The following is a 22,386-nucleotide window of genomic DNA, read 5'->3' as shown; positions in this document are numbered from 1 at the left end:
ACCGTATCTCGTGCAACGCCCGGACATTCCCAATCGACTGACTGTGCTCGGTATCGAGAGCAGTTGCGACGATACTTCTGCTGCCGTCGTGCGCTGGTGCAAAGGTTCGGGCGCCGAAATCCTGTCGAATATTGTCTCTGGCCAGACCGACCTGCATGCGGCTTTCGGCGGTGTCGTGCCGGAAATCGCCGCCCGAGCCCATGCCGAGAAGCTGGATTTGACGGTCGAAGCTGCGTTGCGGGCCGCCGATCTCCGCTTGGAGGATCTGGATGCTATTGCGGTTACCGCGGGTCCGGGTCTGATCGGCGGTGTGCTGTCCGGTGTCATGTGTGCCAAGGGGCTTGCCGCAGGGGCAGGCTTGCCACTGGTTGGGGTGAACCATTTGGCGGGCCACGCACTAACGCCGCGCCTTACCAATGGGCTCGGTTTTCCGTATCTGATGCTGCTCGTTTCCGGCGGGCACTGCCAGTTTCTCATCGTCGAGGCGCATGACAGGTTCCACCGCCTTGGGGGAACCATTGACGATGCCCCCGGCGAGGCCTTTGACAAGACCGCACGTCTTCTGGGGCTTGAACAACCGGGCGGTCCCGAGGTGGAAGCTGCCGCCTTGGCAGGGGATCCAGAACGGTTTTCATTTCCGCGCCCGCTTCTGGACAGGCCGGGATGCGACATGTCCTTCTCTGGCCTGAAAACAGCGCTTCTGCGTGCCAGGGATGCTTGCATCACGCGTGAGCAGGGGTTGCGCAAACAGGATCGCGCGGATCTTTGCGCGAGTTTTCAGGCGGCCGTTGCCGATGTGCTCGCCAAGAAAAGCCGGCGAGCGCTCGCTGCGTACCTCGCCTTGAACCCGCCTGTGCCGATGATGGCGGTCGCGGGCGGAGTGGCTGCGAACAGCCTGATCCGTGCCCGGCTCGAAGCGGTGTGCGAAGAGCTAGGAACCGAGTTCGTCGCGCCGCCGCTAGCGCTTTGTACCGACAACGCGGGCATGATTGCGTGGGCCGGAATAGAACGTTTCAGGAGCGGCGAAACCGACGATCTCACCCTTTCGGCACGCCCGCGCTGGCCATTGGACACCCGCCAAGCCGCCATGTTGGGGTCGGGTAAAAAGGGCGCCAAAGCCTGAGGGCGCCATTTTGCGTAGTTACTGGACGATAAATTCCGCGTGCAGCGCCCCTGCTGCCTTGATGCTTTTGAGTATGTCGATCAGGTCGCGAGGCGCGACGCCAAGTGCGTTGAGTCCGGCAACCACCTCGGCGAGAGACGTACCGCCATCTACTTCGGCCAACCCGATTCCCGGCTCCTCTTCGATCTGGGCCGTCGACCGGGGCACAACGACGGTTTCACCCGGAGAAAATGGGTTAGGTTGGATGGCAATCGGGGTCTCGTCGATCCGAAGCGTCAAGTTTCCCTGGGAAACCGCGACGCGCGATATCCGAACATCGTCCCCCATGACGATGGTTCCCGAGCGTTGGTCCACGACCACTCGCGCCTTTCGTTCTGGCTCGACCGTGAGGTTTTCGATTTTGCCGATCGCTCTGGCGGGTGAACCGCTACGCGTTGCGGCAATATCCAGTTCGACGGTTCCCGAATCCAGCATCAACGCGACCTGTCGTCCGAAGAAGCGATTGATCACAGTTTCTATCCGTCCTGCTGTTGTGAAATCAGGAACGCGCAAAGCTAGGCGGAGGGACTGAAGCGAACTGAAATCAAAATCTATCTCCCTCTCGATCCTGCCGCCAGCAGGAATGACGCCGGACGTTGGAACCCCTGTGACGACCGAGGAGGCCTCTGCCTCGGCGGACACGCCTCCGGACAATACCGCACCCTGCGCAACTGCATAGATCTGACCGTCGGCGGCGGTCATCGGGGTCATAACCAGGGTTCCTCCCATCAGGCTCTTGGCGTCGCCGATCGCTGAGACAGAAACATCGATCCGGCCACCGGACCGCGCGAACGCGGGAAGCGTGGCAGTCACGAAGACGGCAGCCACGTTTTTCGGTCGGAACTGCTCGCCGGTCACATTTACGCCCAGACGTTCCAGCATGTTGGAGAGGATTTCTTCCGTGAAAGGCGCGTTTCGGATACCGTCGCCTGTTCCGTGAAGTCCGACCACAAGTCCGTAACCAACCAGATCGTTGCCGCGAACGCCGTCGAATTCCACGAGGTCCTTGATCCGGACCGGACCGGCGTGACCAGTGGGAACGATTGCGAACAGGATGAGAATGGCGACAAGAATGTTGTTCATTACAGGTAATTGGACAAGCTGAGATTGGAAGTTCTTACGGTGAGCGCGTAGAGCATCTCGATCTGAGACTCGACTTGCTGCAGTTGGGTCGCCCGGTCGTAGGGGTCAGCGGTCAGTAGCTCGGCCAATGCGAGGTCAAGCGCGCTTCGTTCCGATTGAGCCTCGCTTTGGGCGTCTTCGATGGATTCCTGAATGGCGCCGATTTCCGAACGGGTCAGCAGAAGGTTCTCGTTGGTATTCAGCAGCTTCTCCCCTGCCAGATTTGCAAGACTTGTTTGTTCGTCCGATGAAAGGGAAACCGCCGAGGACTGGATCAGAACAGCCAAGGCGACGCCTGCAAGTGTGTTCCGTATTTCTTCATCCGCGGCAGTGGCTTCGATGGAGACGCTCCTATCTGAGGCGACGGACATTGGCGCGAGCGGCTGCGTCGATCCCTGATAGCAAGGCGTTGTCTCGAATGCGCCCCCCGTGGAAAACCAAGCTTCGACGACACTTGCAACACCGGCGGCTGTTGTTTCACCCGACACGGCGGTCTCGAGCGCTTCGAGCATTTCGGAGGCATCCGAAAGCGGTGGTGTATCGGTGGAAACGCCGCCAAACACGAACCGGCCTGCATGATTCGTGTTCAGCCGCGCGACGATGGATTCGAAGTCCTGCGTGGCGGCGCTTGAGACCGCCTGTGCTTGAGCTGCAGTCGCAGACGTTCCCGCTGAGAGTAAATCGATTGAAAGATCCTGCGTGGATTCCTGGATGTCTCCGAGTGCCGTTTGCACGGCGCTGGCAAAACCTTCCGCCTCGGTAGCCGCAAGATCGAAGGCATCCAGGCGGGTCAACGAGGACTCGATCCCCGAAATCGCTCGATAGCTGCCACCAAGTGCAGTGTCACGGATGGAAACCTGCCCACTTGCAAGCTCCTGAACCAAGGTCTCCATTTCCGCCTTCAACGAAGCATTCTGGGTTCGGAAGAGGGTACTGGTCGCGAGATCGCCGAGGGATTGAATGGCCATGATCAGAGCTCCAACAGTTGCTGCATGAGTTCATCGACCGTCTGAATGACGCGTGCGTTCGCGGCGTAGGCTTGTTCGATCATGAGCAGCTTTTGCATTTCGGTATCGGTATCCACGCCATCCTGAGCAATTTCATAGGCAACCGCCTCCGCTCTTGCCGAATGGAATGCCTGAGCGTTTTCTTGTTGGCTGAAATTCGACGAGATCTCCGAAAGCAGATCGGAGGCAATCCCAGACAAGGATCTCGACACGCCGGCAGAGACGCCGCTAGCGGCCACACGGGTTTGCGTGATCCGGTCTGCCATTGCCGACAGCAGGCTGGCATCGCCTTCCTCCCCGGCGGTGACAGCGCCAACGCCGTCGCGGATCCGCCAGGCTTCTCCACCGCTATTCGGATCGACATTTGCGTTCACGGATATTCGGGCAGCCAACCCCGTTTCCAAAGTCGGATCGAACGAGACGGCGCCGTCCACGAACAGCCCCAAACCATCCGTTGCGACGGTCGAGTCAAGGCTGGAGTCCTCGAATCGGCCGATCAGGTCGCGTGCCAGTGAATCCAGGCCAGCCTGGGCTTCCACGGTAATCACGTCTCGGACTTCGAACGCCGCCGCAAGACGTCCGCCTTCGATCGATCCGTAGCTGGAATGAAGTGTCAGCGGTTCTCCGTTCAGTTCCAACCCCGACAATGTTCCGTTCTCCAGGGTCATGTTCGGCGTGATCACCGCATGGGGCGTAAAGCTCAGTTCGGCTGCCGGGCCATCCAGAAGTGTCGCGCCTCCCGGAGTAAATAGGGCGATCTGCTTGCCGTCCCGCTCGACCTGGTGAACCGGGATGATCTCGGAAATGGAATCGACAAGGGCCTGGCGCTCATCCAGGAGAGAGGCCGTATCCTGGCCGGAATTGCCCATGCGGAAGATCTGCCAGTTCAGCGACTGAACCTGATCAAGCTGGGTGTTCAGCTGCGATACCATGTCGGCGATATCTGCGTCCGCTTCCATCCGGGTTTCCGCGATTTCATCGGAGATGCTGTTCAGCCCTTCGGCCAGGTCAACCGCTGCGGATACAGCTTTCTCCAGGCGAATGGTCTCCTCGGGCCGGCTGGCCGCAGAAATGAGGGCCGCCTCGAATTGATCGATCCTGTCGGTCAGGGATCCGCTCTCGGTCGGGTATCCGATGGCAGTTTCTATGCTGATCCAGGCCTCTGCCTGGGTTTCGGCGTTGGCCATGTTCGCGTTGGCATCGCGTTGGTCCGCCAATGCGCGTTCGTTGACGATACGCGTAATCCCGACAACTTGAACGCCGGCACCATTTCCGCCGACCGTTTGAGCTGCGAGATTGATTTCGCGCTTTGCGTAGCCTTCGGTCATGGCATTGGCCACGTTCGACGACACGAGTTCGACGGCGCGGGAGGCCGCGTTCAGTCCGGACAGGGCACTGTGCAGGGAACTTGAGAGCGACATTAGTCACGGCCTCCCGTTTGCCAGGGGATCCTAGCGTTTGATGTTGGTGGTTTCCTGAAGCATCTCGTCCACCGTCTGAATGACCTTGGCGTTGGAAGAGTAGGCCCGTTGGGTCTGGATCAGGTTCGTGAGTTCATTGGCCACGTCGACCGAAGATTCCTCAAGCGCGTAACTGACGATGTCCCCGGTGGCGCCATCGCCGGCATCCCAGAGGTAGAAACTGCCGCTTTCGCTCGAAATCTGGTAGGTCTGGTTGTCCAGAGACGTCAGCCCGTTGGGATTGGACATGGAGATGAGCGGAATCTGGTAGACGACCCGAGAAATACCGATGTCGAAATTGGCGATGACATAGCCATTCGCATCGACCTCGACCGAGGTCATGTTGCCAACGGGGGAACCGTCTTTCGAAATCGATGTCGGAGCGAAGCTGTCCGACAGCTGGGACATGCCGGCAGAGTCATGCTGGGCCCCGATGTCGATATCGATCGGGCCGCCATCGACATAGACTCTCAGAATCCCAGTTGTCGCATCGTAGCTTGACGTCTTCGTGGCATCGATATCGTCGATCGTCTCGGTCGCCGCGTCATGGACTACGGATTCGAGCGTACCGCCGTAATCCCGATCGTCTGCGAAAACGAGATCGTATGCTGCGATCACTTCGCCCGGCGTGGCGGAATCTGAAATGGTCATGGTCCAGGTATTGGTCGCATCGCCCACGGTGCCCGCCACGGAAGGCGTATAGGTGATGGTCAGGGACTGGGAAGTTCCGAGGTTGTCGTAATACTCGATCGGCAGAGTCAGCGAGTCGCCGCTTCCGCCATACTCCGTCTCGGTTGCGGGCAGGTTCACGCCGAGTGAGATATTCTCGGTCGGTTCGCCCGCAAACTGGTTCACATTGATCTGAACCGGTTCCAGTCCATCGGCCGTATCTCGCGGGTAATCCGGGACGGTCCCGTCCGCTTCGGCGGGCCAGCCCATCAGCACAAGGCCACTCTCGGTCTTGAGAATGCCGTCCTCATCGGTTCGGAAGGAACCGGTGGTGGTGAGATACATGGTTTCTTCGCCATTTTCCGTTCCGACATCGGATTCGGTCGTGACTGGAAGGAAGCCGTCGCCGCGCACTGCGAGGTCCGTCGAGTTCGACGTCGTGACAAGCGCACCAGATTCGTCGATGAGGCGGTTCGTGGTCACACGGACCCCGCCGGCGGAATAGGATCCGCTGCCACCGTCGATCACCATCGAGTGGAAATCGGCCTCGGCACGTTTGTAACCATAGGTCGATGAGTTGGCGATGTTGTCGGAAATCGTTGCAAGCTGCGTTGCGTTCGCGGCCAAACCCGCGACGCCCGCATTCAGGGAGGAGGAAATGGTCATAAAAACGCGCCTTTCTGCTGCTGCGACCAGAACTAGGCCACACTATTGGCGCCGGCGCTTTAATGGCGGGCTAACAGATAAAATTTTATGGTTTTACCGTTCAGCGTGCCGGCTCAGCGCGTAGCAGGACGATTTCCAGGCGATCGTTTCGCATCGACATGGGGTTTGCGACAGCGGGATGCCTGTCCGCATAGCCCGCAACCCGTTCGATCCGGTCTTCTCCAACCGAGTCCCCGAGCATGAGTCGGACGGCCTCCGCACGGGAAAGGGAATGGTCCCAAACCGGGTTGTCGGCCAGAACGATTGCGTGTGAACGGCTGAAGCCCTTGAGCGCTATGTCATTGGTCGTAAGGGCAAACACGCGCCCGATAACCGAAACAAGATCTTCGAGTACCGGTGTTGGTGTCGCGCCGCCCGCCACAAAGAGCGGTTCGCCCTCCAGCGAGAAAAGCTCGATGACAAGACCCTCGTCGGAGATCTTGGTGACGACATGGCGGAAGGCGTTCTGCATGGACATGCTTTCGCCACCAGTGCCCAACAGCATCTCCTCGATGCCTTCTAGGCCCTTGTCCTTGTTCGCGTCATTGGGCACGGGCAGGCCGGGAGACCCCGGCATGCCGGGAGCGGCATATCGGTTGGTCGCACCTATCCCGTTCTGTGCGAGCGTTTCCTCGGTGAAGACCGAATCCCCTCCCAGGGTACCGTCTCCTCCACCAGAAATTCGGTTGAGGGGAATCGTCGGGCTGAAATAGTCCGCGATACCCTTCCTTTGCTTTTCCGTTGTTGCATTCAGCAGCCACATCAGCATGAAAAAGGCCATCATCGCCGTAACGAAATCGGCATAGGCAACTTTCCACGCCCCTCCGTGGTGTGCCTCGCCGGCAATAACCTTTTTCCGCTTGATGATGACTGGTGCGTTGGAACCAACGCTCATCCCATCACCTCGCTTTTCACCCGTCATCAGACCTAGCAGCCGTGGATGAACGAAACATTGATGGGACTCGGCGCTCAATTTCGCCGCCCGACGGCCGTAAGAGAGGTTCCATGATGCAACACCGAGGGGGAATAGGCTGACGGGCTTTGGAAATTTTCCCGTTTTACAAGAATTGGTTGTAATAATTGGCCCAAATGCTCCGAAGAGAGCACTGAGGCAGATCCGTATCGAGGGTAGCAGAATGATAATGAGGCTCTTCATCGCTATAATGGCGATGATTCTGACTCTGGGTAGCGCCAGCGCCCAGGGCAATTATCTCGTCAAACCGGGTGACACGCTTCGAATTGAAATCCTTGAGGACACCTCGCTCAACCGCCAGGTTCTGGTGTTGCCCGATGGAAATGTCAGCTTCCCCATGGCAGGGACAATTCGAGCCAGTGGGAAAAGCACCGAACAGATCGCGCGCACCATATCGAGCAAGGTCGCGTCGAATTTCGCTGTTCAGCCGACGATCTATGTGTCGGTGGCAGAGGTCTATGCATCTCGAAAAGAAGTACGCGAGCAGCCCGATGAAATGGTGACGGTCTATCTCGTGGGCGAGGTCAACACCCCCGGACCGAAGGAAGTGGAGCCCGGAACGACCTTTTTACAGCTTCTCTCGCAGAGCGGTGGCTTCACCAAGTTCGCGGCGACGAAACGGCTGCAGCTCAGAAGAACCGCCGCGGATGGGCGCCAGAGCCTGTTCAAGGTCAATTACAAGGCGATCTCTCAGGGGGCGATGGTCACCAGTGATCCTGTCCTCGTTCCCGGCGACGTGATTCTTGTCCCGGAGCGGCGCTTGTTCGAGTAACGAGAGCTGAAGCCATGGGCGCCATCCGACATCCTGATCTTTTTGCCGGCCTGTTGGCGCTGGCGATGGTTGCCGCACCAGCCTGTGCGGTAACGGTTCAGGAAGATGCGTCCAATCTCTATTTCGATGTCGGTTCGGGCCTTGAAGTTAACGATAACTACGAAAGCCTCGAAGACCCGCTCGGAACGACGAAGTTGTGGGTCACGGATTTCGCGCTGGGCTACGAGACCGAAACCCGTCGGGAGAAATTCTCGTTCGAGACGGGCGCCCGTTTTGAACTCGGCGATTTCGCGGAGGACCCGGACCGCACCAGCCAGTGGATCAACCCCTTTGCCACCTTGCAATACCGGCGGGAGGGAAGCGGTTCCTTCTTTCGAACCAAGCTGGACTATCGCGAGAAGGATAACGGGATCGACCTGGATAGGGATTTCGATTCCAGCACCGACCTGGTGGTGGACCAGGGAACGCGCAGCGACGCGCGGGCCGAGATCGAGTTGGCGGTAGGCCTGGAATCGCCCACCTGGGCAAAGGCAGAGCTTGCCTATCACCAGCGCCGGTTCTTCGACACGACAGACCCCGACCTGACTGATCGCGATACGTTCCGTGTCGAAGGCGAGCTTGGATTCGCGTTGACCCGGACAAGCTCTCTGTTGCTCGTCGCGGGATATCGTGAGCGGGACGTGATCGATGACCTCGACGATGACGAGGAGCATTCCTCATTCGGGATCGGGATTCAATCGCAGCTGGCCCCCGACCTGACGCTGCGCGCCATCCTCCGATACGAGCGGGATGAGGTCACCAGCTCGGCGTCCAAGGGCCGCGAGACATCGGTTGAAGAGGCGCCGACGATCGATCTCTCGTTCGTCAAGGAGTTCCGCAATGGAAACCTGCGCTTTGCTTTGAAGAACGACCTGGACAGCAACGGGCTTCGCACCACGGCCCGCATCGGACGAAAGCTGGACCTGCAGCGGGGCGAGATGAATTTCACCCTCGGCGCCACATGGCTGGACAATGGGCGGGTCACCCCCGTCGGAACGCTGAGATGGGAGCGGGACTACAGCACGCGCAGGATTTCTTTGGATTTCAACAGTTCCGTCTATACCAATGACGACCGGAACGAAGCGCTGCGCAACCGTCTTGCTTTCCGGCTGGACCAGGAGTTGACGGCCCAGGACGCGCTTCGGCTCGATGTCGGTGCTTCCATATCGGACGACCTCGACGGCGAAGGCAGCGACTATCGGCAGGCTGGCGCAAGCATCAGCTATTTCCGCAGCATCCACAGGGATCTGAGCCTTGTCGCGGGCTACCGGCATGCCTTCTCCGATAACGGAGACAACGAAGATGTCGTGACCGAGAACAAGGTTTTCGCCCGCATTGACAAGCGGTTCTCCCTGCGCCCCTGACCTGTCCGGCGTGACACGCCCGGCCGCGTCGGTTGGCGGTTCCCATACGGCTTGCCATTTGGCGTATTCGCGATCAAGCATCAGGACATGATTTCAACCGTTTCACGCATGCGTGCCCCGGGAAAACCGCTTCTTCTTGGGATTATCGCGCTCTGTACACTGATTGAAGCAGCCTGCCTGCTGACCGAAATCGTCCCATTCGGAAGCTGGAATCTCAGGAACCTGCTTCTCGGATACGGGGCCTTCTGGCCGGATCTTCTACATGGGAGCCAGCCGGTCTATGCGTTCCAGCCAGCGCTCATGTTCGTCACCTATGGCTTCCTGCATGGCGGGTTGCTGCATCTCGTCTTCAACATGATGACGCTTTGGATGCTGGGCCGTGTCGTGATCGCGCGCTCCAGCGCGCTCCATTTCTCTGTGATCTACCTGCTGTCGTTGCTCGGGGGCGGGGCGTGTTACGGCTTGTTGCATTCGGAAAGCTGGCCGATGGTCGGCGCGTCGGGCGCCCTTTTCGGGCTGGCCGGTGCGATCGTGCTCTGGATCTGGCGCGCGCAACCGGCCCTTTCGGCTTCCCTTGCCGCAACATGGAAGATCTTCGCATTCCTGCTGCTCTACAACGTGGTCATGTATTTCGCGCTGGCCGGTGGGTTGGCTTGGGAGGCGCATCTGGGTGGTTTTCTGGCCGGATGGGTGGTGGCCTGGATCTGGCCAAGGCGCGGCCCGAAGGGCGGTTCCCGGAGTGTTTGAGTACGCGGCGCGCGCGTCCAAGCCTTAACAGTCGGTGAACAGCCCGGTTGGCGCGGAGGCAGTCTCTTTACCAATCCCTGCAAATTTCCACTCCGTTCGACATTTCGCCGGAAAGGAACGCCCCTGTTCCTGTTTCGTGTATGAAGCGCGCTCGGGTTGGCACTCTGCGATGGACAGCGCTCTCCGGTGGTCAGGGAAAGAACCTTTAGGAAAGGGAAAACAGCATGAGCAACTGGCAATCCGAGGCCTTGGTGACCGATGAATTTCCGCATTGGGCAAAGCCGGCAACGCTCGACGTGGATCCGGGCAGCGGCAGCGTAGAGCTCGAACGCCGCAATTCGGCGGGGAACTGGGAAAGCTTCCAGTCCTTTGACACCGCTGGGGCCTACAAGGTCGAAGTGGTCAATTGCCCCGAAATGCGGGTCAACGCCACGGCGGATGCGATGTTCCGCTGGACATGGAACGGCTGAGCCTTCGCGCGACGCTGACAAAAAACGGCCGGGCAGGTGAGATGCCCGGCTCTTTCTTTTAATCAGACTGGTACAGATTGCCGGAACTCAGGGGTCAATTCCGCCCAAGGCGCAGACGATCTGCCACTCGTCTTCCCGAACCGGTTGAACCGACAGTCGTGAGTTCTTCAGAAGCGCCATCTCGGCAAGATCGGGATGTTCCCGAATCTCGGAGAGCGTCACCGGGCGGGGCAGCGGTTCGACCGCGCGAATGTCCACGCATTCCCAGCGCTCGTCATCGATGGTGCTGTCGGGATGCGCCTCGGCACAGATCTCGACGATGCCGACCACCGCCTTGTCCTTTTGCGAATGATAGAAGAAGCCGCGATCGCCCAGCTTCATCGCCCGCATGTTGTTGCGCGCCTGGTAGTTGCGTACGCCATCCCATTCCTCTCCGGTCGCCCCCTTCGCCACCTGATCCTCCCAGGACCAGGTCGACGGCTCGGATTTGAACAGCCAGTAGGCCATCAGCCGATCACCCGGTTCCAGGGGATGATCTCGACGCTCTCGAACAGGTCGGCCTTGGCGTAGGGATCGGCGGCCGCCCATTCTTGGACCTGCGCGACGCTCTCGACATCGAAGATGACCAGCGAACCGCACATCTCGCCATTGGCGTTCAGCAGCGGGCCGGCCTGCGCCACGAGACCACCGCTCTTGAGGTGCTCCACATGGGCGGCACGGTTCTTCAGCCGGGTGTCGAGGGCGTCGGCCTTGTCCTTGGCGATGAGTGCGACGAGCATCGTGATCTCCTTGAATCGGTTGGACGCACAATCTCGTGCAGGCCAACGCAAATCAAGAGCCGGGCCTCGGTAAATGGGGCCGTCATCGTCGCAACCTGGGCTGAACCCTGTCGGGCCAGCCCCGGTTTGGCCGTCATTCAGAGAAGGTCGTTGAGCATGCGCATGGTCGAGGTCGGGTTGCGGCTCTTGTAGCGCGCGGCCATGTCGTCCTTGTCGATCCGCAGCGAGATTTCCTTGAGCTTGTTGGCAATGGCGGCCGCATCGGTAAAGACCTGCGGGCTCTCATGCTCCTTGCAGACGATGTCGAAGGCGATCCAGTCGTCATAGCCCAGCCGCTCCAGCGTGTAGAACAACTCGATGAATTCCCAAGTGTGCCAGGTGCCGGGCGTCAGGTCCCAGTCGCCGCGCGTGTCGTTGTCGTTGATGTGGACATAGAAGAGCCGGTTGCACTTGTGCAGCAGAGCGGCCGCCGCCGCCGGGTTCTCGCCGGCAAGGAAGCAGTGGCCGGCATCGAGCGTCGCTCCCAGATTGTCCGCGCCGACAATATTGGCAAAGGCGATCAGTTCGCCCGCATTGCCGATCTGGCAGCGCACGCGCGGCTCGTTGATCTTGTATTCGATGCAGATCTTCATGTCCCGGTTATGGGCGCAGATCTGTTCGAAGCATTCGGCCGAATAGTCGAGCGCGGCGATCGGGTCGAGCTCGAACGGGTAGTCGAAACCTTCGTTCAGCGGGCAGGTGTGGAAGCGCGGCGCGCCCAGTTCGGCGGCAAGGTCGATGGCGCGCTTGGCATCGTCCACGGCGGCCTGTCGCTCGGCCGGGTCTTCGGCGGTCCAGGCGCCACGCAGCCAGCGGTCATTGCGCACGGAGGCAAAGTTGATCGCCGAAACCGCCAGGTTGTTGCGCTTCAAGGCCTCCTTGGTGGCCGCGATGTCGGAAGTATCCGCAGGGCAGCGCAGCTCTACCGCGCCGATCCCCTCCGCCGCGCCCGCCCGATCCAGATGCGTCGGTGTGTCGGCGGCGTCCTGGTAGACGAGGAAACGGTTCTTTGTCTGCCCCAGGAAGAGGGTGATGATCGAAAGCTTGAGCATGACGGATCCCTTGGTTCTCGCGTGATCTCGGAGATGAACTTCATGTATACTACAATGCATACATAAAAGATTGCAATACGGCATCTGCGCATCCGCAGAGATTCCGTCGAAAAAGTATTGTTCAAATTTGCACACACACTACAGAAATGCGCAGTCTTTTGCATCATCAAACAGTACCCATTTCTCCCTCATCCAAGGCGGACAGACAAACCGCCGACAGAGAAACGAGACACGAAGACCACTTGAAAGGACCAGAAAATGAAACGTTTTGCACTCGCAACCACCGCCCTGCTAACCCTTGCCGTTGCCGCCCCGGCCTTTGCGGGCGACCAGCTCGCAACCGTGCTCGGCGTGCAGGGGCAGGGCTTTTCCCAATCCGAGCTGATCCAGCTCAAGGCCGCCTATGACGATGGCGACACGACCCGCATCAACTTCCTGCTGGATCATGGCGGCGCGGCGGACATCACTGCCTCCACCAAGAGCACGGTTGATCCCGGTGCGCAGCAATTGGCCGCTTCCCTCGGCGTAAATGCAGCCGGCTACAGCCTCGGTGAGCTCGTCGCGCTGAAAGCCGCCCTTGATGACGGCGATGCCGCGCAGATCAACGCGGTGCGCGATCATGCCGCGAACAAGCATCTCGAGCCGTCCTCGGCCTGGGCCCAGTTGGCCAGCTCGCATGGTATGGACGCCACGACCTCCAGCCCTGCCGTTTTGGTCCTCGAGCATGGCGGCTGAGGTCTGCCAGATCGGGGCCAAACCCTGAACAAGGCCAAATGGCGATCCGGCCCGGTGCGAAAGTGCCGGGCCTTTTCTCGTTCTACGGGACGTAGGTCGGATGGACCGGTCATGCTATGGCAGATCGCGTGGCAATGGTGGAGCGGCTGAAGATGTATGACGAGACGAGCCTTGAACGTTTCACCGAAGCGCAGGATGGGCGTTGGTCCGTCGCCATGGCCGAGGTCGATGCAGGCCTCAAGCAGAGTCACTGGATGTGGTTCATATATCCGCAGCTTCGCGGGCTGGGTCACAGCCACAGGGCGCAGTATTTCGGCATTTCGGGCACTGACGAGGCGCGCCGTTACCTTGCGCATCCGCTGCTTGGTCTCCGACTGGTTGAATCCTTCGAGCGCCTCAAGCCGCTGGCCGGCCAGTCGCCCGAGCGGATCTTTGGCGATGTCGACGCCTGCAAGTTGCAATCCTGCGCGACGTTGTTTGCCGCCGTGGCCGGCGATCCCAGCCCCTTCAATTATGTTCTGGACCGCTTTTTCGGCGGCGAGCGCTGCGCTCAAACGCTGGACATGTTGGCCGCAGAGGGCCGGTGACCGTCGGCGCCAATCGAAATCCGGCCTTCCCAATCGGTGAGCACTCTCGCATACAGAGCGACATGAAACGCACTCTTCTGACACTTGGACATGGCTATTCGGCGCGGGTTTTGGCGCGGCATCTGGTGGAAAGCGGATGGCGCGTCATCGGAACAACACGGACCGGAGAAGAAGCCGCCAAACTGGCCGATACCGGCGTTGAAATCCATGTCTGGCCTGGATGCGAGCTTCGGCCGCTCCTCGCTCAGGCGACGCATGTGCTCCTCTCCGCCGGCCCCGGCGAATCGGGCGACCCGTTCCTGCCGCATGTTAGCGAAATGCTTTGCGAGCGGCCGCCGCAATGGCTCGGCTACCTGTCCACCGTCGGTGTCTATGGCGATCACGAAGGCGGTTGGGTGGACGAAACCACGCCATTGACGCCTTCCACCCGGCGCGGAAAGCTGCGGGTCGAGGCCGAGCAGGCCTGGCAAGACCTCGCAGCCAAGGGAAATCTGCCGCTGCACATCTTTCGTCTCGCCGGAATCTACGGCCCCGGACGCGGCCCCTTTGCCAAGCTGCGCGCGGGAACGGCGCGGCGGATCATCAAGCCGGGGCAGGTCTTCTCGCGCATCCATGTCGAGGACATCGCGCAGGTGCTTGTCGCCTCGATGAAGCGGCCTGATCCGGGCGCGGTCTATAATGTCTGCGATAACGACCCTGCGCCGCCGCAGGATGTGATCGCACATGCCGCCGAATTGCTGGGCTTGCCGGTGCCGCCCGATACGCCCTTCGAAGATGCCGATTTCAGCCCCATGGCGCGCAGCTTCTACGCCGAGAGCAAGAAGGTTCGGAATGATCGGATCCGCGAGGAACTCGGGGTCAACCTGCGCTACCCGGATTATCGGTCCGGGCTGGCCGCGCTATTGACGGCGGAGGAAGCGCAGGCGGAGAAATGAGGCGGTGTGTGGCGGTCTGCGTCCTGTTGTTTCTCTTCCTGCCATTTGCGCCGGAGCAGGCGCTGTCAGAGCAGGCCGCGCACGGTCTGGCCTGGAATCGCTCGGGGCTACCGGCGGTGTTTCCGCTGCAGGTGAAAACGCGGGAAGGGCAGGACTTTTTCCTGACATTGGAGGAGGCAGACACAGGCACCCCGGTCATGGGCGCGCATATCGAGGGAGGCCGCTTCTTCAAGTTGCTTGTGCCGCCGGGAACCTACCACCTTCGGTTCGATCCGGCTGAAAAGGGCGCTTCCCTGTTGCAAGGATTGCGCCTGCCCGAACCTTTGATCTTCCAAACTCGCGGCAGTGGAAAGAAGGCCGGACATATCGTCGATATCTCTGAGCTGACGTCAGACCGACCTGACGGAGCCAAGATCCGACCGCAATCCATTTGCCAGGTGCTTGAGCAGGATATCGTGTCACGCTTTCCCGGACGGGAATTCGATGCGTCCGGCAAACCGCTGCCCTATCGGCCGCGCGACTGGTCCGACTATCCATCGGTGAACATCCGCGCCTATTACTGCGACTGACGGCAGGCCGGCGTGGTTCAGCCAGATGCGCTTGCTGCCCCGATCCGGGCAACCCCGATCACGTCCAGCACCTTGGCCTCGATATCCACGGCATTCATGCCCGCGACGGAATACATGTCCTTGGGCGAGGCCTGGTCGATGAAGGTATCGGGAAGCACCATGGAGCGGAATTTCAACCCGTGGTCGAAGACGCCCTCTTCTGCAAGCAACTGCGCCACATGGGAGCCGAACCCCCCGATGGCGCCTTCCTCGATGGTGATCAGCGCGTCGTGGTTATGCGCCAGGTCGAGGATCAGGTCGCGGTCCAGCGGCTTGGCGAAACGCGCGTCCGCGATGGTCGGGTTGATGCCGCGGCGGGCAAGGTTCTCTGCTGCCAGCTCAACCTCCTGCAGACGCGTGCCGAATGACAGGATGGCAACGCCACTTCCCTCGCGGATGATCCGGCCCTTGCCGATCTCAAGCACTTCGCCCCGTTCGGGCATATCCACGCCCACACCCTCGCCGCGCGGGAAACGGAAGGCAATCGGGCCGTCGTCATGCTCCACGGCGGTGGCGATCATGTGCTTCAGCTCGGCCTCGTCGGCTGCGGCCATCACCACCATGCCCGGCAAGTTGCTCAGGAACGCGATGTCGAAGGCGCCGGCATGGGTCGCGCCATCGGCGCCGACAAGCCCCGCGCGGTCGATCGCAAATCGGACCGGCAAGCGCTGGATGCAGACATCATGCACGACCTGGTCATAGCCACGTTGCAGGAAGGTCGAATAGAGCGCGCAGAACGGCTTCAGCCCGCCCGCAGCCTGACCAGCGGCAAAGGTCACGGCATGTTGCTCGGCGATACCGACATCGAAACAGCGGCTCGGATAGCGTTCGGCGAACAGGTTCAACCCGGTCCCATCCGGCATGGCGGCGGTGATCGCGGTGATCTTGTCATCCTCGGCGGCGTGCTGGAGCAACGCTTCGGCAAAGACCTTGGTGTAGCTCGGCGCATTGCTCGGCGCCTTTTTCTGCGTGCCGGTTACAACGTCGAACTTGGCCACGCCGTGCCCCTTGTCGGAGGCCGCCTCTGCGGGTGCGTAGCCCTTGCCCTTCTTTGTGATCGCGTGGATCAGCACCGGACCATCTGCGCGCGACTTGACCGTGCGCAGCACCGAGAGCAGCATATCCATGTCGTGCCCGTCGATCGGGCCGACATATTCGAAGCCGAGCTCTTCGAAGAGCGTGCCGCCGATGGTGACATGCTTGACCATGTCCCGCGCGCGCTTGGCGCCTTCGTAAAAAGGTTCGGGCAGGAAACTGAGCGCGCCCTTGGCGGCGGCCTTCAGATCCTGGAACGGCGCACCGGCATAGAGACGCGAGAGATAGGAAGAGAGCGCCCCGACGGGCGGCGCGATGGACATCTCGTTGTCGTTCAGGATGACGATCAGACGTTTGTCCAGATGGCCTGCATTGTTCATCGCCTCGAAAGCCATGCCGGCGCTCATCGCGCCATCGCCGATCACGGCAATCGCATCGCCCAGCCCCTCTTCCGTCACCCCACCCAGATCGCGCGCGGTGGCAAAGCCGAGCGCGGCGGAGATCGACGTGGAGCTATGGGCGGCGCCAAACGGGTCATAGGGCGACTCGGAACGCTTGGTGAACCCGCTCAAGCCGTCCTTCTGGCGCAGGGTGCGGATACGGTCCCGGCGTCCGGTCAGGATCTTGTGCGGATAGCATTGGTGCGACACGTCCCAGATCAGCTTGTCGCGCGGGCAGTCGAAAACGGCGTGAATGGCCACGGTCAGCTCCACCACGCCCAACCCCGCTCCCAGATGCCCGCCGGTTTCGCTGACCGCGCTGATCGTCTCGGCGCGCAACTCATCGGCGAGCTTCACCAGCTCGGCATTGCTGAAATGCTTCATGTCGGCCGGGCTTTTGACCCGGTCAAGAAGCGGTGTGACAGGTTTCATCACCATGGCTCGGCCCTCCGCTGGCCGCAGCTTCACGACGGCCCGTGAGGGCGGCCGAGTTCATTTTTCGCGCGCGATAACGAAGCGAGCGGTCTGTCGCAAGCTTTCGGCGCGTGCACCATAAGCCGATAACGCCTCTTCGGCCTCCTCCACAAGGGCCCGTGCCCGCGACTTGGCGCCCTCCAGTCCAAGCAGCGAGACGAAAGTCGCCTTGCCGGCCTCCGCATCCTTTCGCAATGCCTTGCCCGCAGTGGCGGCGTCGCCCTCCACGTCCAAGATGTCGTCCGCGATCTGAAAGGCAAGCCCGAGCGCAGTCGCATAGCGGGTGAGCGGAGCCACATCGGCACTGGCCAGACGCGCACCCGCCTCCGCCGACCAGCGGATCAGCGCGCCGGTCTTGTTGGCCTGCAACTCGGTGATCTGGTCGAGCGTGTAGGGCGCGGTGGCGGTCTCGGCCGCGATATCCTGCGCTTGACCGAGCACCATTCCGCGCGCACCGGCGGCCCTTGCCATGGAGGACACGAGGTCCACCCGAACGGCTGCGTCGGGCGAACAGGCCGGGCGCGACAGCAGCTCGAACGCCAGTGTCTGCAAGGCATCGCCCGCCAGAATCGCCGTTGCGTCGTCCCATTTCACGTGGACCGTGGGCTGCCCCCGGCGCAGGTTATCGTCATCCATTGCCGGCAGGTCGTCATGGACCAGCGAATAGGCATGCACCGCCTCGATGGCCGCAGCCGCCCAGATCGCCTGTGTCTCTGGAATATCGTGCAGCGCCGCGCTCTCCAGCACCAGGAACGCGCGCAGCCCCTTGCCGCCGACGACCGCGTAGCGCATCGCCTCCACGACCGGTTGCGCGGCATAGCCCTGCAACTCCGCCAGAAGGCAGGCCTGAACGCGGTCCGCGGTGGCCGCCAACGCGTCGCGATAGGTCATTGGGCGTCGAAAGCTTTCGTTCCGGTCGGGTTTCCGGCGGCATCGGTGGTGATCGCCGCGACCTTTTCCTCGGCCGCCTGCAGCTTGGCCTCGCAGCGCTTGCGCAGCGCGTCGCCGCGTTCGTAGAGCTGGATCGATTCCTCCAGCGCCACCTGGCCGTTTTCCAGCTTCTGAACCACCTGCTCCAGTTCGGCCATGGCCTGCTCGAAGCTCATTTCTTCAACGGGAGTATCGTTCATGCGCCTCGCTCCATCAGCACTTTAACATGGGCCGCCGTGGAAGCGGCCAGCGCCTCCAGATCATAGCCGCCCTCCAAAGTCGAGACCACGCGCCCGCCGGCATGCCGGTCGGCAATATCGCAGAGCTTTTCTGTCACCCAGACGAAATCCTCGACATCGAAATTCAGCTGGGCCAGCGGATCGTCCCTGTGTGCGTCGAAGCCGGCCGAGATCAGCACCAGTTCCGGCTTGAAATCGTCGAGCGCGGGCAGGATCCGTTCTTCCATGATCTTCCGGAAGGCCGCACCATCGGCCATGGGCGGCAGAGGGGCATTGATGATGTTGCCATGTGCGCCGGTTTCCCGCGGCTCGCCCGTGCCGGGATAGAGCGGCATTTGATGCGTCGAACAGAAGAGAACACGCGCCTCATCCCACAACAGGTCCTGCGTGCCGTTCCCGTGATGCACGTCGAAATCGATGATCGCCACCCGTTCCAGCCCATGGTGATCGAGCGCCCGCTTGGCGGCGATGGACACGTTGCCGAACAGGCAGAAGCCCATCGGTGTCGCCTTCTCCGCATGGTGCCCCGGCGGCCGGATCGCGCAGAACGCGTTGCTGACCTCGCCCGCCATGACCGCATCGACAGCCGAAACCACCGCTCCGACGCCGCGCAGGGCGGCTGTGAGCGAGCCCGACATCACATGCGTATCCGCATCCAGCGACACATGTCCCTCTGCGGGAATCGCGGCCTCGATCGCGGCAACATGCGCCTCGGGATGGACACGGCGCAGTTCGGAACGCTCGGCCAGGGGCGCCTCGCGCCGGTCCAGGGCCTCAAAGGCCGGGTCCTCCAGGGTTTTCCAGATCGCCCGCAACCTGTCTGCACGCTCTGAATGCCCTTCGGGCGTTTCGTGCCCCAGGCAATCGGAATGCGTGAAAAGTGCTGTGGTCATTGCAGACCCTTCCCTGTTCAACCTCAATCCATTCGCCGACGGCAGAACCGGCGACATTCTTGCGTCCGGCGCCCGCCGCGATCAGTCCGGCGCCAGCATGTAGCCCGCCCCGCGGACCGTCTGAAGGAAGCGGGGTTGTCTCGGGTCGGACTCGATCTTGCGTCGCAAACGCGTGATCTGGACGTCCACGGCGCGCTCCTGTGCCTGATCTCCGTCGCGCCCAAGCTCCTCCACCAGCCGCGCCCGGCTGAGCGGCTCGCCCGGATGGGCGGCGAAGATCCGCATCAGCGAGACCTCGGTCGCGGTCAGGCGTATCGGCTCCTCGCCGCTCCACAGCTCCGCCTTGTCCACATCGTAGCGAACGGACCCGAGATGCAGGATTTTCGGGCCGGCATCGACACGGGTCTCGCTCGGCACACGGCGCAGGATCGCGTTGATCCGCAGCAGCAGTTCCTTGGGCTCGAAGGGCTTGGCGAGGTAGTCGTCCGCCCCTGCCTCCAGCCCCTTGATACGGTCCTCGGTTTCGCCTCGGGCCGTCAGCAGAAGAATGGGGGTTGCGATCTTGTTGCGTAGGGACGCGGTCAGGCTCACGCCGTCCTCGCCCGGCATCATGACGTCGAGAACGATCAGGTCGAAATCCAGCCCCGACAGCAACCGGCGCGCATGGGCGGCATCCCGGGCAGCACTCACAAGGAAACCGTTCCGGATCAGGAACTTCTTCAGAAGCGCCCGGATCCGTTCGTCATCATCCACTATTAGCAGATGCGCCTCGATCATGGCGCCCGCCGGAAATTCGCTCATCGACTATTCTCCGTCAGACGTTGATAGCGCCGACGCATCTCCGGGTCCATCATTGCTTCCAGAACCGTGCGAAAGCCCGCCACCGCGCCCGGCCCGGCAGAACGGAAGGCGTCGCGTACGCGCGCCTGCTGCGCGTCGCTCAGTTCGCGCTCCAGCACCAGGCCCTTATCGGTCAAAAAGAGGTGGCGTTCTCGCTTGTCCCGCGTGCCGACCCGGCTCTCGACCAGTTCATCCTCGATCAATGTCCGCAGCACCCGGTTCAGCGATTGCTTGGTCACCCCGAGAATGGCCAACAGGTTGTTCACCGTCGTGCCGTGGCTTCGATGAATGAAATGGATCGCCCGGTGATGTGCCCGGCCATAGCCGCGTTCCTCCAGGATTCGGTCCGGGTCCGAGGTGAAGCCCTTGTAGGCAAAGAACATCGCCTCGATCCCCTTGCGCAGCTGTTCATCAGTCAGGAACAGCAACGTTTCCCCATGTTGACCATTGCCACCGGGTCCTTGCGCCATTGTCGGTCTCTCTTTTGTCCTCACAATCACGTTTTATGTCAGCCTTGTTGACATTGCTAGGACCAACTGCTAGCTGCGGTCAGTTTTTGCGCAACTTTGCGTCCGGAGCGGACATTTTTTGCGCAACTTTCGAAAAAGGCCAAGGAGTAGAAGATATGGCTGGCGCATATGACGATCGAGACGGAGTCATCTGGATGGACGGGAAGCTCGTGCCCTGGCGCGACGCGAACGTGCACATCCTGACCCACGCATTGCATTATGCCTCCTCCGTATTCGAAGGCGAACGCGCCTATCACGGCAAGATCTTCAAGAGCCGGGAGCATTCCGAACGCCTGAAGAAATCCGCCAACATGGTCGATTTCGAAGTTCCCTATTCGGTCGATGAGATCGAGGCCGCCAAGGAGCTGATCCTCAAGGAATCCGGTCTTCAGGATGCCTATGTCCGGGCCGTTGCCTGGCGTGGGGCCGGTCCCGACATGGGGGTAGCGTCCGCGCGCAACCCTGTTCGCATGGCGGTCGCCGCCTGGGAGTGGGGCGCCTATTATGGCGATGCCAAGCTCAAGGGAGCAAAGCTGGACATCTCCAAGTGGAAGCGGCCCTCGCCGGAGACAGTTCCGAGCCACGCAAAGGCGGCCGGTCTCTACATGATCTGCACCATGTCCAAGCATGCGGCAGAGGCAAAGGGCTGTTCGGACGCGATGATGTTCGACTATCGCGGCTACGTGGCCGAGGCGACGGGGGCGAATATCTTCTTTGTCCGCAATGGCGAAGTGCATACACCGCTGCCCGACTGCTTCCTGAACGGCATCACCCGTCAGACCGTCATCGAGATGCTCAAGAAAAAGGGCATCGAGGTGAAGGAACGTCACATCATGCCGGAAGAGCTGGAAGGTTTCGAGCAATGTTGGCTGACCGGCACCGCGGCCGAGGTTACGCCTGTGGGCCAGATCGGGGATTACACCTTCGAAGTCGGTGCCCTGACGCGGGACATTGCCGAAAGCTACGAGAAGCTGGTGCGGTCCTGATTTGCGACGCCGGCCCGTTCACCGGGCTGGCTTTGCCTAACGGCGGATTCTTAATTCGTTGTTGAGATTTGCGCGCGATGCTCGCGCCAATGGAACAAACCGCGCATCCGCCTCAGCAGCGACAGGTATCGATCCTTGCGATCCTGATTGTCGCCATCGCCACCCCGGCGACACTGGCCTTGAGCTATTATCAACTCACCGGTGATCCGACATTTCGCCCGCTGGCGCTGACCGTCGAGCGGCTCATCGCCAGTGGCCAGGGCCTTGAGCATCTGGATGTTCAGGGTTTCGTGATCGCAGGAAGCTCCCAAAAGAGCCGTGAACTGGGCGCCCGTTTCGGCCAGAAGCTGGAGCGGGCATTCTATGGCAAGGGGCTGGAGGCGAATATCCGACTACATCCGGAGCCCACCGAAGGGCCGGCGCAGATCATCTTTCTTACAGGTGGTGAAACCCACGGCCCGTTCCATCTCCATGACGCACCGCAAGCTGTTCGGATCGTGTCCGAGGCCGCAAAACGTCAGCACGATCCGCAATACATAACGCGCGAGCATACCTGGTAGCCCGGCCAAGCCCGTTCGGGTCATGGCCGGGAAAGCCTGTTCAGGCTGTCATACCACGATCAATCCGCAGGAAAGCCTGAAAGCGCATTGCGTCATTGCAAGGCCCCCTCCTCTTGCGAAGCAGGTATTTCGCAGCCGGGTTGGTGCCCTCGGGGGCAGTCCGGCGCGACACTTCGGAAAAAGGCTTCACTTGAGACTTCGTCCGGCGGCGTTTGTGGTCGAGCACATGTTTGCCCATGCGATCCTCCGTTTCTA

General features: G+C 61.1%; 26 protein-coding genes. 11 read left to right on the top strand and 15 right to left on the bottom strand.

Going from position 1 to position 22,386, the window contains the following annotated elements:
* Window positions 1-25: 25 nt before the first annotated feature.
* On the top strand, window positions 26-1,123 hold the full coding sequence (gene tsaD / locus AX756_RS01490; RefSeq protein WP_068308148.1) for a tRNA (adenosine(37)-N6)-threonylcarbamoyltransferase complex transferase subunit TsaD: 1,098 nt from the start codon (window positions 26-28) through the stop codon (window positions 1,121-1,123).
* 18 nt (window positions 1,124-1,141) lie between these two features.
* Here tsaD and AX756_RS01485 read toward each other — a convergent pair whose 3' ends face one another.
* The 5 genes from AX756_RS01485 to AX756_RS01465 all read right to left on the bottom strand — a co-directional run bounded on the left by AX756_RS01485 (window position 1,142) and on the right by AX756_RS01465 (window position 7,020).
* The gene (locus AX756_RS01485) at window positions 1,142-2,245 is read right to left on the bottom strand and encodes a flagellar basal body P-ring protein FlgI (RefSeq protein ID WP_068307702.1); all 1,104 of its coding nucleotides are present in this window, start codon (window positions 2,243-2,245) and stop codon (window positions 1,142-1,144) included.
* Entirely contained in the window at window positions 2,245-3,252 is a 1,008-nt protein-coding gene (locus AX756_RS01480) for a flagellin family protein (protein ID WP_068307699.1), read from the bottom strand. Before AX756_RS01480 ends, AX756_RS01485 begins: the two co-directional genes overlap by 1 nt.
* 2 nt (window positions 3,253-3,254) lie before the next feature.
* Window positions 3,255-4,712 (bottom strand): flagellar hook-associated protein FlgK, encoded by a 1,458-nt coding sequence (gene flgK, locus AX756_RS01475; RefSeq protein WP_068307698.1) that lies wholly within the window; start codon window positions 4,710-4,712, stop codon window positions 3,255-3,257.
* 30 nt (window positions 4,713-4,742) lie between these two features.
* Window positions 4,743-6,086 (bottom strand): flagellar hook protein FlgE, encoded by a 1,344-nt coding sequence (locus AX756_RS01470; protein WP_068307696.1) that lies wholly within the window; start codon window positions 6,084-6,086, stop codon window positions 4,743-4,745.
* Between the two features lie 100 nt (window positions 6,087-6,186).
* Entirely contained in the window at window positions 6,187-7,020 is an 834-nt protein-coding gene (locus AX756_RS01465) for a flagellar motor protein MotB (RefSeq protein ID WP_068307695.1), read from the bottom strand.
* Between the two features lie 268 nt (window positions 7,021-7,288).
* Between AX756_RS01465 and AX756_RS01460 the strand changes: the two genes are divergently transcribed.
* The 4 genes from AX756_RS01460 (at window position 7,289) to AX756_RS01445 (ending at window position 10,490) form a co-directional block, all read left to right on the top strand.
* Window positions 7,289-7,870, top strand: coding sequence for a polysaccharide biosynthesis/export family protein (locus AX756_RS01460; RefSeq protein ID WP_231700955.1), 582 nt, complete (start codon window positions 7,289-7,291; stop codon window positions 7,868-7,870).
* Window positions 7,871-7,884: 14 nt separating this feature from the next.
* Window positions 7,885-9,273, top strand: coding sequence for a hypothetical protein (locus AX756_RS01455; protein WP_068307691.1), 1,389 nt, complete (start codon window positions 7,885-7,887; stop codon window positions 9,271-9,273).
* Between the two features lie 87 nt (window positions 9,274-9,360).
* Window positions 9,361-10,020, top strand: coding sequence for a rhomboid family intramembrane serine protease (locus AX756_RS01450; protein WP_082738868.1), 660 nt, complete (start codon window positions 9,361-9,363; stop codon window positions 10,018-10,020).
* Window positions 10,021-10,244: 224 nt separating this feature from the next.
* On the top strand, window positions 10,245-10,490 hold the full coding sequence (locus tag AX756_RS01445; protein ID WP_068307687.1) for a hypothetical protein: 246 nt from the start codon (window positions 10,245-10,247) through the stop codon (window positions 10,488-10,490).
* A gap of 87 nt (window positions 10,491-10,577) precedes the next feature.
* Here AX756_RS01445 and AX756_RS01440 read toward each other — a convergent pair whose 3' ends face one another.
* From AX756_RS01440 to AX756_RS01430, 3 genes are all read right to left on the bottom strand, one after another.
* Entirely contained in the window at window positions 10,578-10,997 is a 420-nt protein-coding gene (locus tag AX756_RS01440; protein WP_068307686.1) for an EVE domain-containing protein, read from the bottom strand.
* Window positions 10,997-11,269, bottom strand: a complete 273-nt coding sequence (locus tag AX756_RS01435; protein ID WP_068307685.1) for a YciI family protein — start codon at window positions 11,267-11,269, stop codon at window positions 10,997-10,999. Before AX756_RS01435 ends, AX756_RS01440 begins: the two co-directional genes overlap by 1 nt.
* Before the next feature lie 137 nt (window positions 11,270-11,406).
* Window positions 11,407-12,360 carry a sugar phosphate isomerase/epimerase family protein gene (locus tag AX756_RS01430; protein ID WP_068307684.1) on the bottom strand — a complete coding sequence of 318 codons (954 nt, stop codon included), beginning with the start codon at window positions 12,358-12,360 and terminating at the stop codon, window positions 11,407-11,409.
* Between the two features lie 258 nt (window positions 12,361-12,618).
* On the opposite strand from AX756_RS01430, the gene AX756_RS01425 reads away from it, so the two are divergent.
* The 4 genes from AX756_RS01425 to AX756_RS01410 all read left to right on the top strand — a co-directional run bounded on the left by AX756_RS01425 (window position 12,619) and on the right by AX756_RS01410 (window position 15,186).
* Window positions 12,619-13,095 carry a hypothetical protein gene (locus AX756_RS01425; protein WP_068307683.1) on the top strand — a complete coding sequence of 159 codons (477 nt, stop codon included), beginning with the start codon at window positions 12,619-12,621 and terminating at the stop codon, window positions 13,093-13,095.
* 116 nt (window positions 13,096-13,211) lie between these two features.
* On the top strand, window positions 13,212-13,682 hold the full coding sequence (locus tag AX756_RS01420) for a DUF1810 domain-containing protein (protein WP_231700954.1): 471 nt from the start codon (window positions 13,212-13,214) through the stop codon (window positions 13,680-13,682).
* A 62-nt stretch (window positions 13,683-13,744) separates the two neighbouring features.
* Window positions 13,745-14,617: an SDR family oxidoreductase gene (locus AX756_RS01415; RefSeq protein WP_068307681.1), complete on the top strand. Its 873-nt coding sequence runs from the start codon at window positions 13,745-13,747 to the stop codon at window positions 14,615-14,617.
* Between the two features lie 8 nt (window positions 14,618-14,625).
* Window positions 14,626-15,186, top strand: a complete 561-nt coding sequence (locus AX756_RS01410) for a hypothetical protein (protein ID WP_068307678.1) — start codon at window positions 14,626-14,628, stop codon at window positions 15,184-15,186.
* A 17-nt stretch (window positions 15,187-15,203) separates the two neighbouring features.
* On the opposite strand, the gene dxs is transcribed toward AX756_RS01410, so the two are convergent.
* From dxs to AX756_RS01380, 6 genes are all read right to left on the bottom strand, one after another.
* A complete protein-coding gene (dxs, locus tag AX756_RS01405) occupies window positions 15,204-17,138 on the bottom strand; it encodes a 1-deoxy-D-xylulose-5-phosphate synthase (RefSeq protein ID WP_068307677.1) in 1,935 nt (644 codons plus the stop codon).
* A 54-nt stretch (window positions 17,139-17,192) separates the two neighbouring features.
* Window positions 17,193-18,065, bottom strand: coding sequence for a polyprenyl synthetase family protein (locus tag AX756_RS01400; RefSeq protein ID WP_068307676.1), 873 nt, complete (start codon window positions 18,063-18,065; stop codon window positions 17,193-17,195).
* Window positions 18,062-18,304 carry an exodeoxyribonuclease VII small subunit gene (locus AX756_RS01395; protein ID WP_068307673.1) on the bottom strand — a complete coding sequence of 81 codons (243 nt, stop codon included), beginning with the start codon at window positions 18,302-18,304 and terminating at the stop codon, window positions 18,062-18,064. The genes AX756_RS01400 and AX756_RS01395 overlap by 4 nt, the downstream gene beginning before the upstream one ends.
* Window positions 18,301-19,236 carry a histone deacetylase family protein gene (locus AX756_RS01390; RefSeq protein ID WP_068307672.1) on the bottom strand — a complete coding sequence of 312 codons (936 nt, stop codon included), beginning with the start codon at window positions 19,234-19,236 and terminating at the stop codon, window positions 18,301-18,303. Before AX756_RS01390 ends, AX756_RS01395 begins: the two co-directional genes overlap by 4 nt.
* 81 nt (window positions 19,237-19,317) lie before the next feature.
* Window positions 19,318-20,037: a response regulator gene (locus tag AX756_RS01385; protein WP_068307671.1), complete on the bottom strand. Its 720-nt coding sequence runs from the start codon at window positions 20,035-20,037 to the stop codon at window positions 19,318-19,320.
* Entirely contained in the window at window positions 20,034-20,546 is a 513-nt protein-coding gene (locus AX756_RS01380) for a MarR family winged helix-turn-helix transcriptional regulator (RefSeq protein ID WP_068307669.1), read from the bottom strand. The genes AX756_RS01385 and AX756_RS01380 overlap by 4 nt, the downstream gene beginning before the upstream one ends.
* A gap of 155 nt (window positions 20,547-20,701) precedes the next feature.
* Here AX756_RS01380 and AX756_RS01375 point away from each other — a divergent pair, with 155 nt between their 5' ends.
* Entirely contained in the window at window positions 20,702-21,571 is an 870-nt protein-coding gene (locus tag AX756_RS01375) for a branched-chain amino acid aminotransferase (protein WP_068307667.1), read from the top strand.
* Window positions 21,572-21,660: 89 nt separating this feature from the next.
* Window positions 21,661-22,131: a hypothetical protein gene (locus AX756_RS01370; RefSeq protein WP_156461353.1), complete on the top strand. Its 471-nt coding sequence runs from the start codon at window positions 21,661-21,663 to the stop codon at window positions 22,129-22,131.
* A 40-nt stretch (window positions 22,132-22,171) separates the two neighbouring features.
* Here AX756_RS01370 and AX756_RS25465 read toward each other — a convergent pair whose 3' ends face one another.
* Window positions 22,172-22,369 (bottom strand): hypothetical protein, encoded by a 198-nt coding sequence (locus tag AX756_RS25465; RefSeq protein ID WP_156461352.1) that lies wholly within the window; start codon window positions 22,367-22,369, stop codon window positions 22,172-22,174.
* Window positions 22,370-22,386 lie beyond the last annotated feature (17 nt).

This window comes from Aliiruegeria sabulilitoris (assembly GCF_001558155.1).
Classification (GTDB): Bacteria; Pseudomonadota; Alphaproteobacteria; order Rhodobacterales; family Rhodobacteraceae; genus Tropicimonas; species Tropicimonas sabulilitoris.
This window is presented reverse-complemented; position numbering and strand designations above follow the sequence as displayed.

Coding starts and splice junctions, on each gene's coding strand:
- AX756_RS01485 (WP_068307702.1), bottom strand. CDS start 2,245: ATGAACAACATTCTTGTCGCCATTCTCATCCTGTTCGCAATCGTTCCC.
- AX756_RS01480 (WP_068307699.1), bottom strand. CDS start 3,252: ATGGCCATTCAATCCCTCGGCGATCTCGCGACCAGTACCCTCTTCCGA.
- flgK (WP_068307698.1), bottom strand. CDS start 4,712: ATGTCGCTCTCAAGTTCCCTGCACAGTGCCCTGTCCGGACTGAACGCG.
- AX756_RS01470 (WP_068307696.1), bottom strand. CDS start 6,086: ATGACCATTTCCTCCTCCCTGAATGCGGGCGTCGCGGGTTTGGCCGCG.
- AX756_RS01465 (WP_068307695.1), bottom strand. CDS start 7,020: ATGAGCGTTGGTTCCAACGCACCAGTCATCATCAAGCGGAAAAAGGTT.
- AX756_RS01460 (WP_231700955.1), top strand. CDS start 7,289: ATGGCGATGATTCTGACTCTGGGTAGCGCCAGCGCCCAGGGCAATTAT.
- AX756_RS01455 (WP_068307691.1), top strand. CDS start 7,885: ATGGGCGCCATCCGACATCCTGATCTTTTTGCCGGCCTGTTGGCGCTG.
- AX756_RS01450 (WP_082738868.1), top strand. CDS start 9,361: ATGATTTCAACCGTTTCACGCATGCGTGCCCCGGGAAAACCGCTTCTT.
- AX756_RS01445 (WP_068307687.1), top strand. CDS start 10,245: ATGAGCAACTGGCAATCCGAGGCCTTGGTGACCGATGAATTTCCGCAT.
- AX756_RS01440 (WP_068307686.1), bottom strand. CDS start 10,997: ATGGCCTACTGGCTGTTCAAATCCGAGCCGTCGACCTGGTCCTGGGAG.
- AX756_RS01435 (WP_068307685.1), bottom strand. CDS start 11,269: ATGCTCGTCGCACTCATCGCCAAGGACAAGGCCGACGCCCTCGACACC.
- AX756_RS01430 (WP_068307684.1), bottom strand. CDS start 12,360: ATGCTCAAGCTTTCGATCATCACCCTCTTCCTGGGGCAGACAAAGAAC.
- AX756_RS01425 (WP_068307683.1), top strand. CDS start 12,619: ATGAAACGTTTTGCACTCGCAACCACCGCCCTGCTAACCCTTGCCGTT.
- AX756_RS01420 (WP_231700954.1), top strand. CDS start 13,212: ATGGCAGATCGCGTGGCAATGGTGGAGCGGCTGAAGATGTATGACGAG.
- AX756_RS01415 (WP_068307681.1), top strand. CDS start 13,745: ATGAAACGCACTCTTCTGACACTTGGACATGGCTATTCGGCGCGGGTT.
- dxs (WP_068307677.1), bottom strand. CDS start 17,138: ATGGTGATGAAACCTGTCACACCGCTTCTTGACCGGGTCAAAAGCCCG.
- AX756_RS01400 (WP_068307676.1), bottom strand. CDS start 18,065: ATGACCTATCGCGACGCGTTGGCGGCCACCGCGGACCGCGTTCAGGCC.
- AX756_RS01395 (WP_068307673.1), bottom strand. CDS start 18,304: ATGAACGATACTCCCGTTGAAGAAATGAGCTTCGAGCAGGCCATGGCC.
- AX756_RS01390 (WP_068307672.1), bottom strand. CDS start 19,236: ATGACCACAGCACTTTTCACGCATTCCGATTGCCTGGGGCACGAAACG.
- AX756_RS01385 (WP_068307671.1), bottom strand. CDS start 20,037: ATGAGCGAATTTCCGGCGGGCGCCATGATCGAGGCGCATCTGCTAATA.
- AX756_RS01380 (WP_068307669.1), bottom strand. CDS start 20,546: ATGGCGCAAGGACCCGGTGGCAATGGTCAACATGGGGAAACGTTGCTG.
- AX756_RS01375 (WP_068307667.1), top strand. CDS start 20,702: ATGGCTGGCGCATATGACGATCGAGACGGAGTCATCTGGATGGACGGG.
- AX756_RS01370 (WP_156461353.1), top strand. CDS start 21,661: ATGGAACAAACCGCGCATCCGCCTCAGCAGCGACAGGTATCGATCCTT.
- AX756_RS25465 (WP_156461352.1), bottom strand. CDS start 22,369: ATGGGCAAACATGTGCTCGACCACAAACGCCGCCGGACGAAGTCTCAA.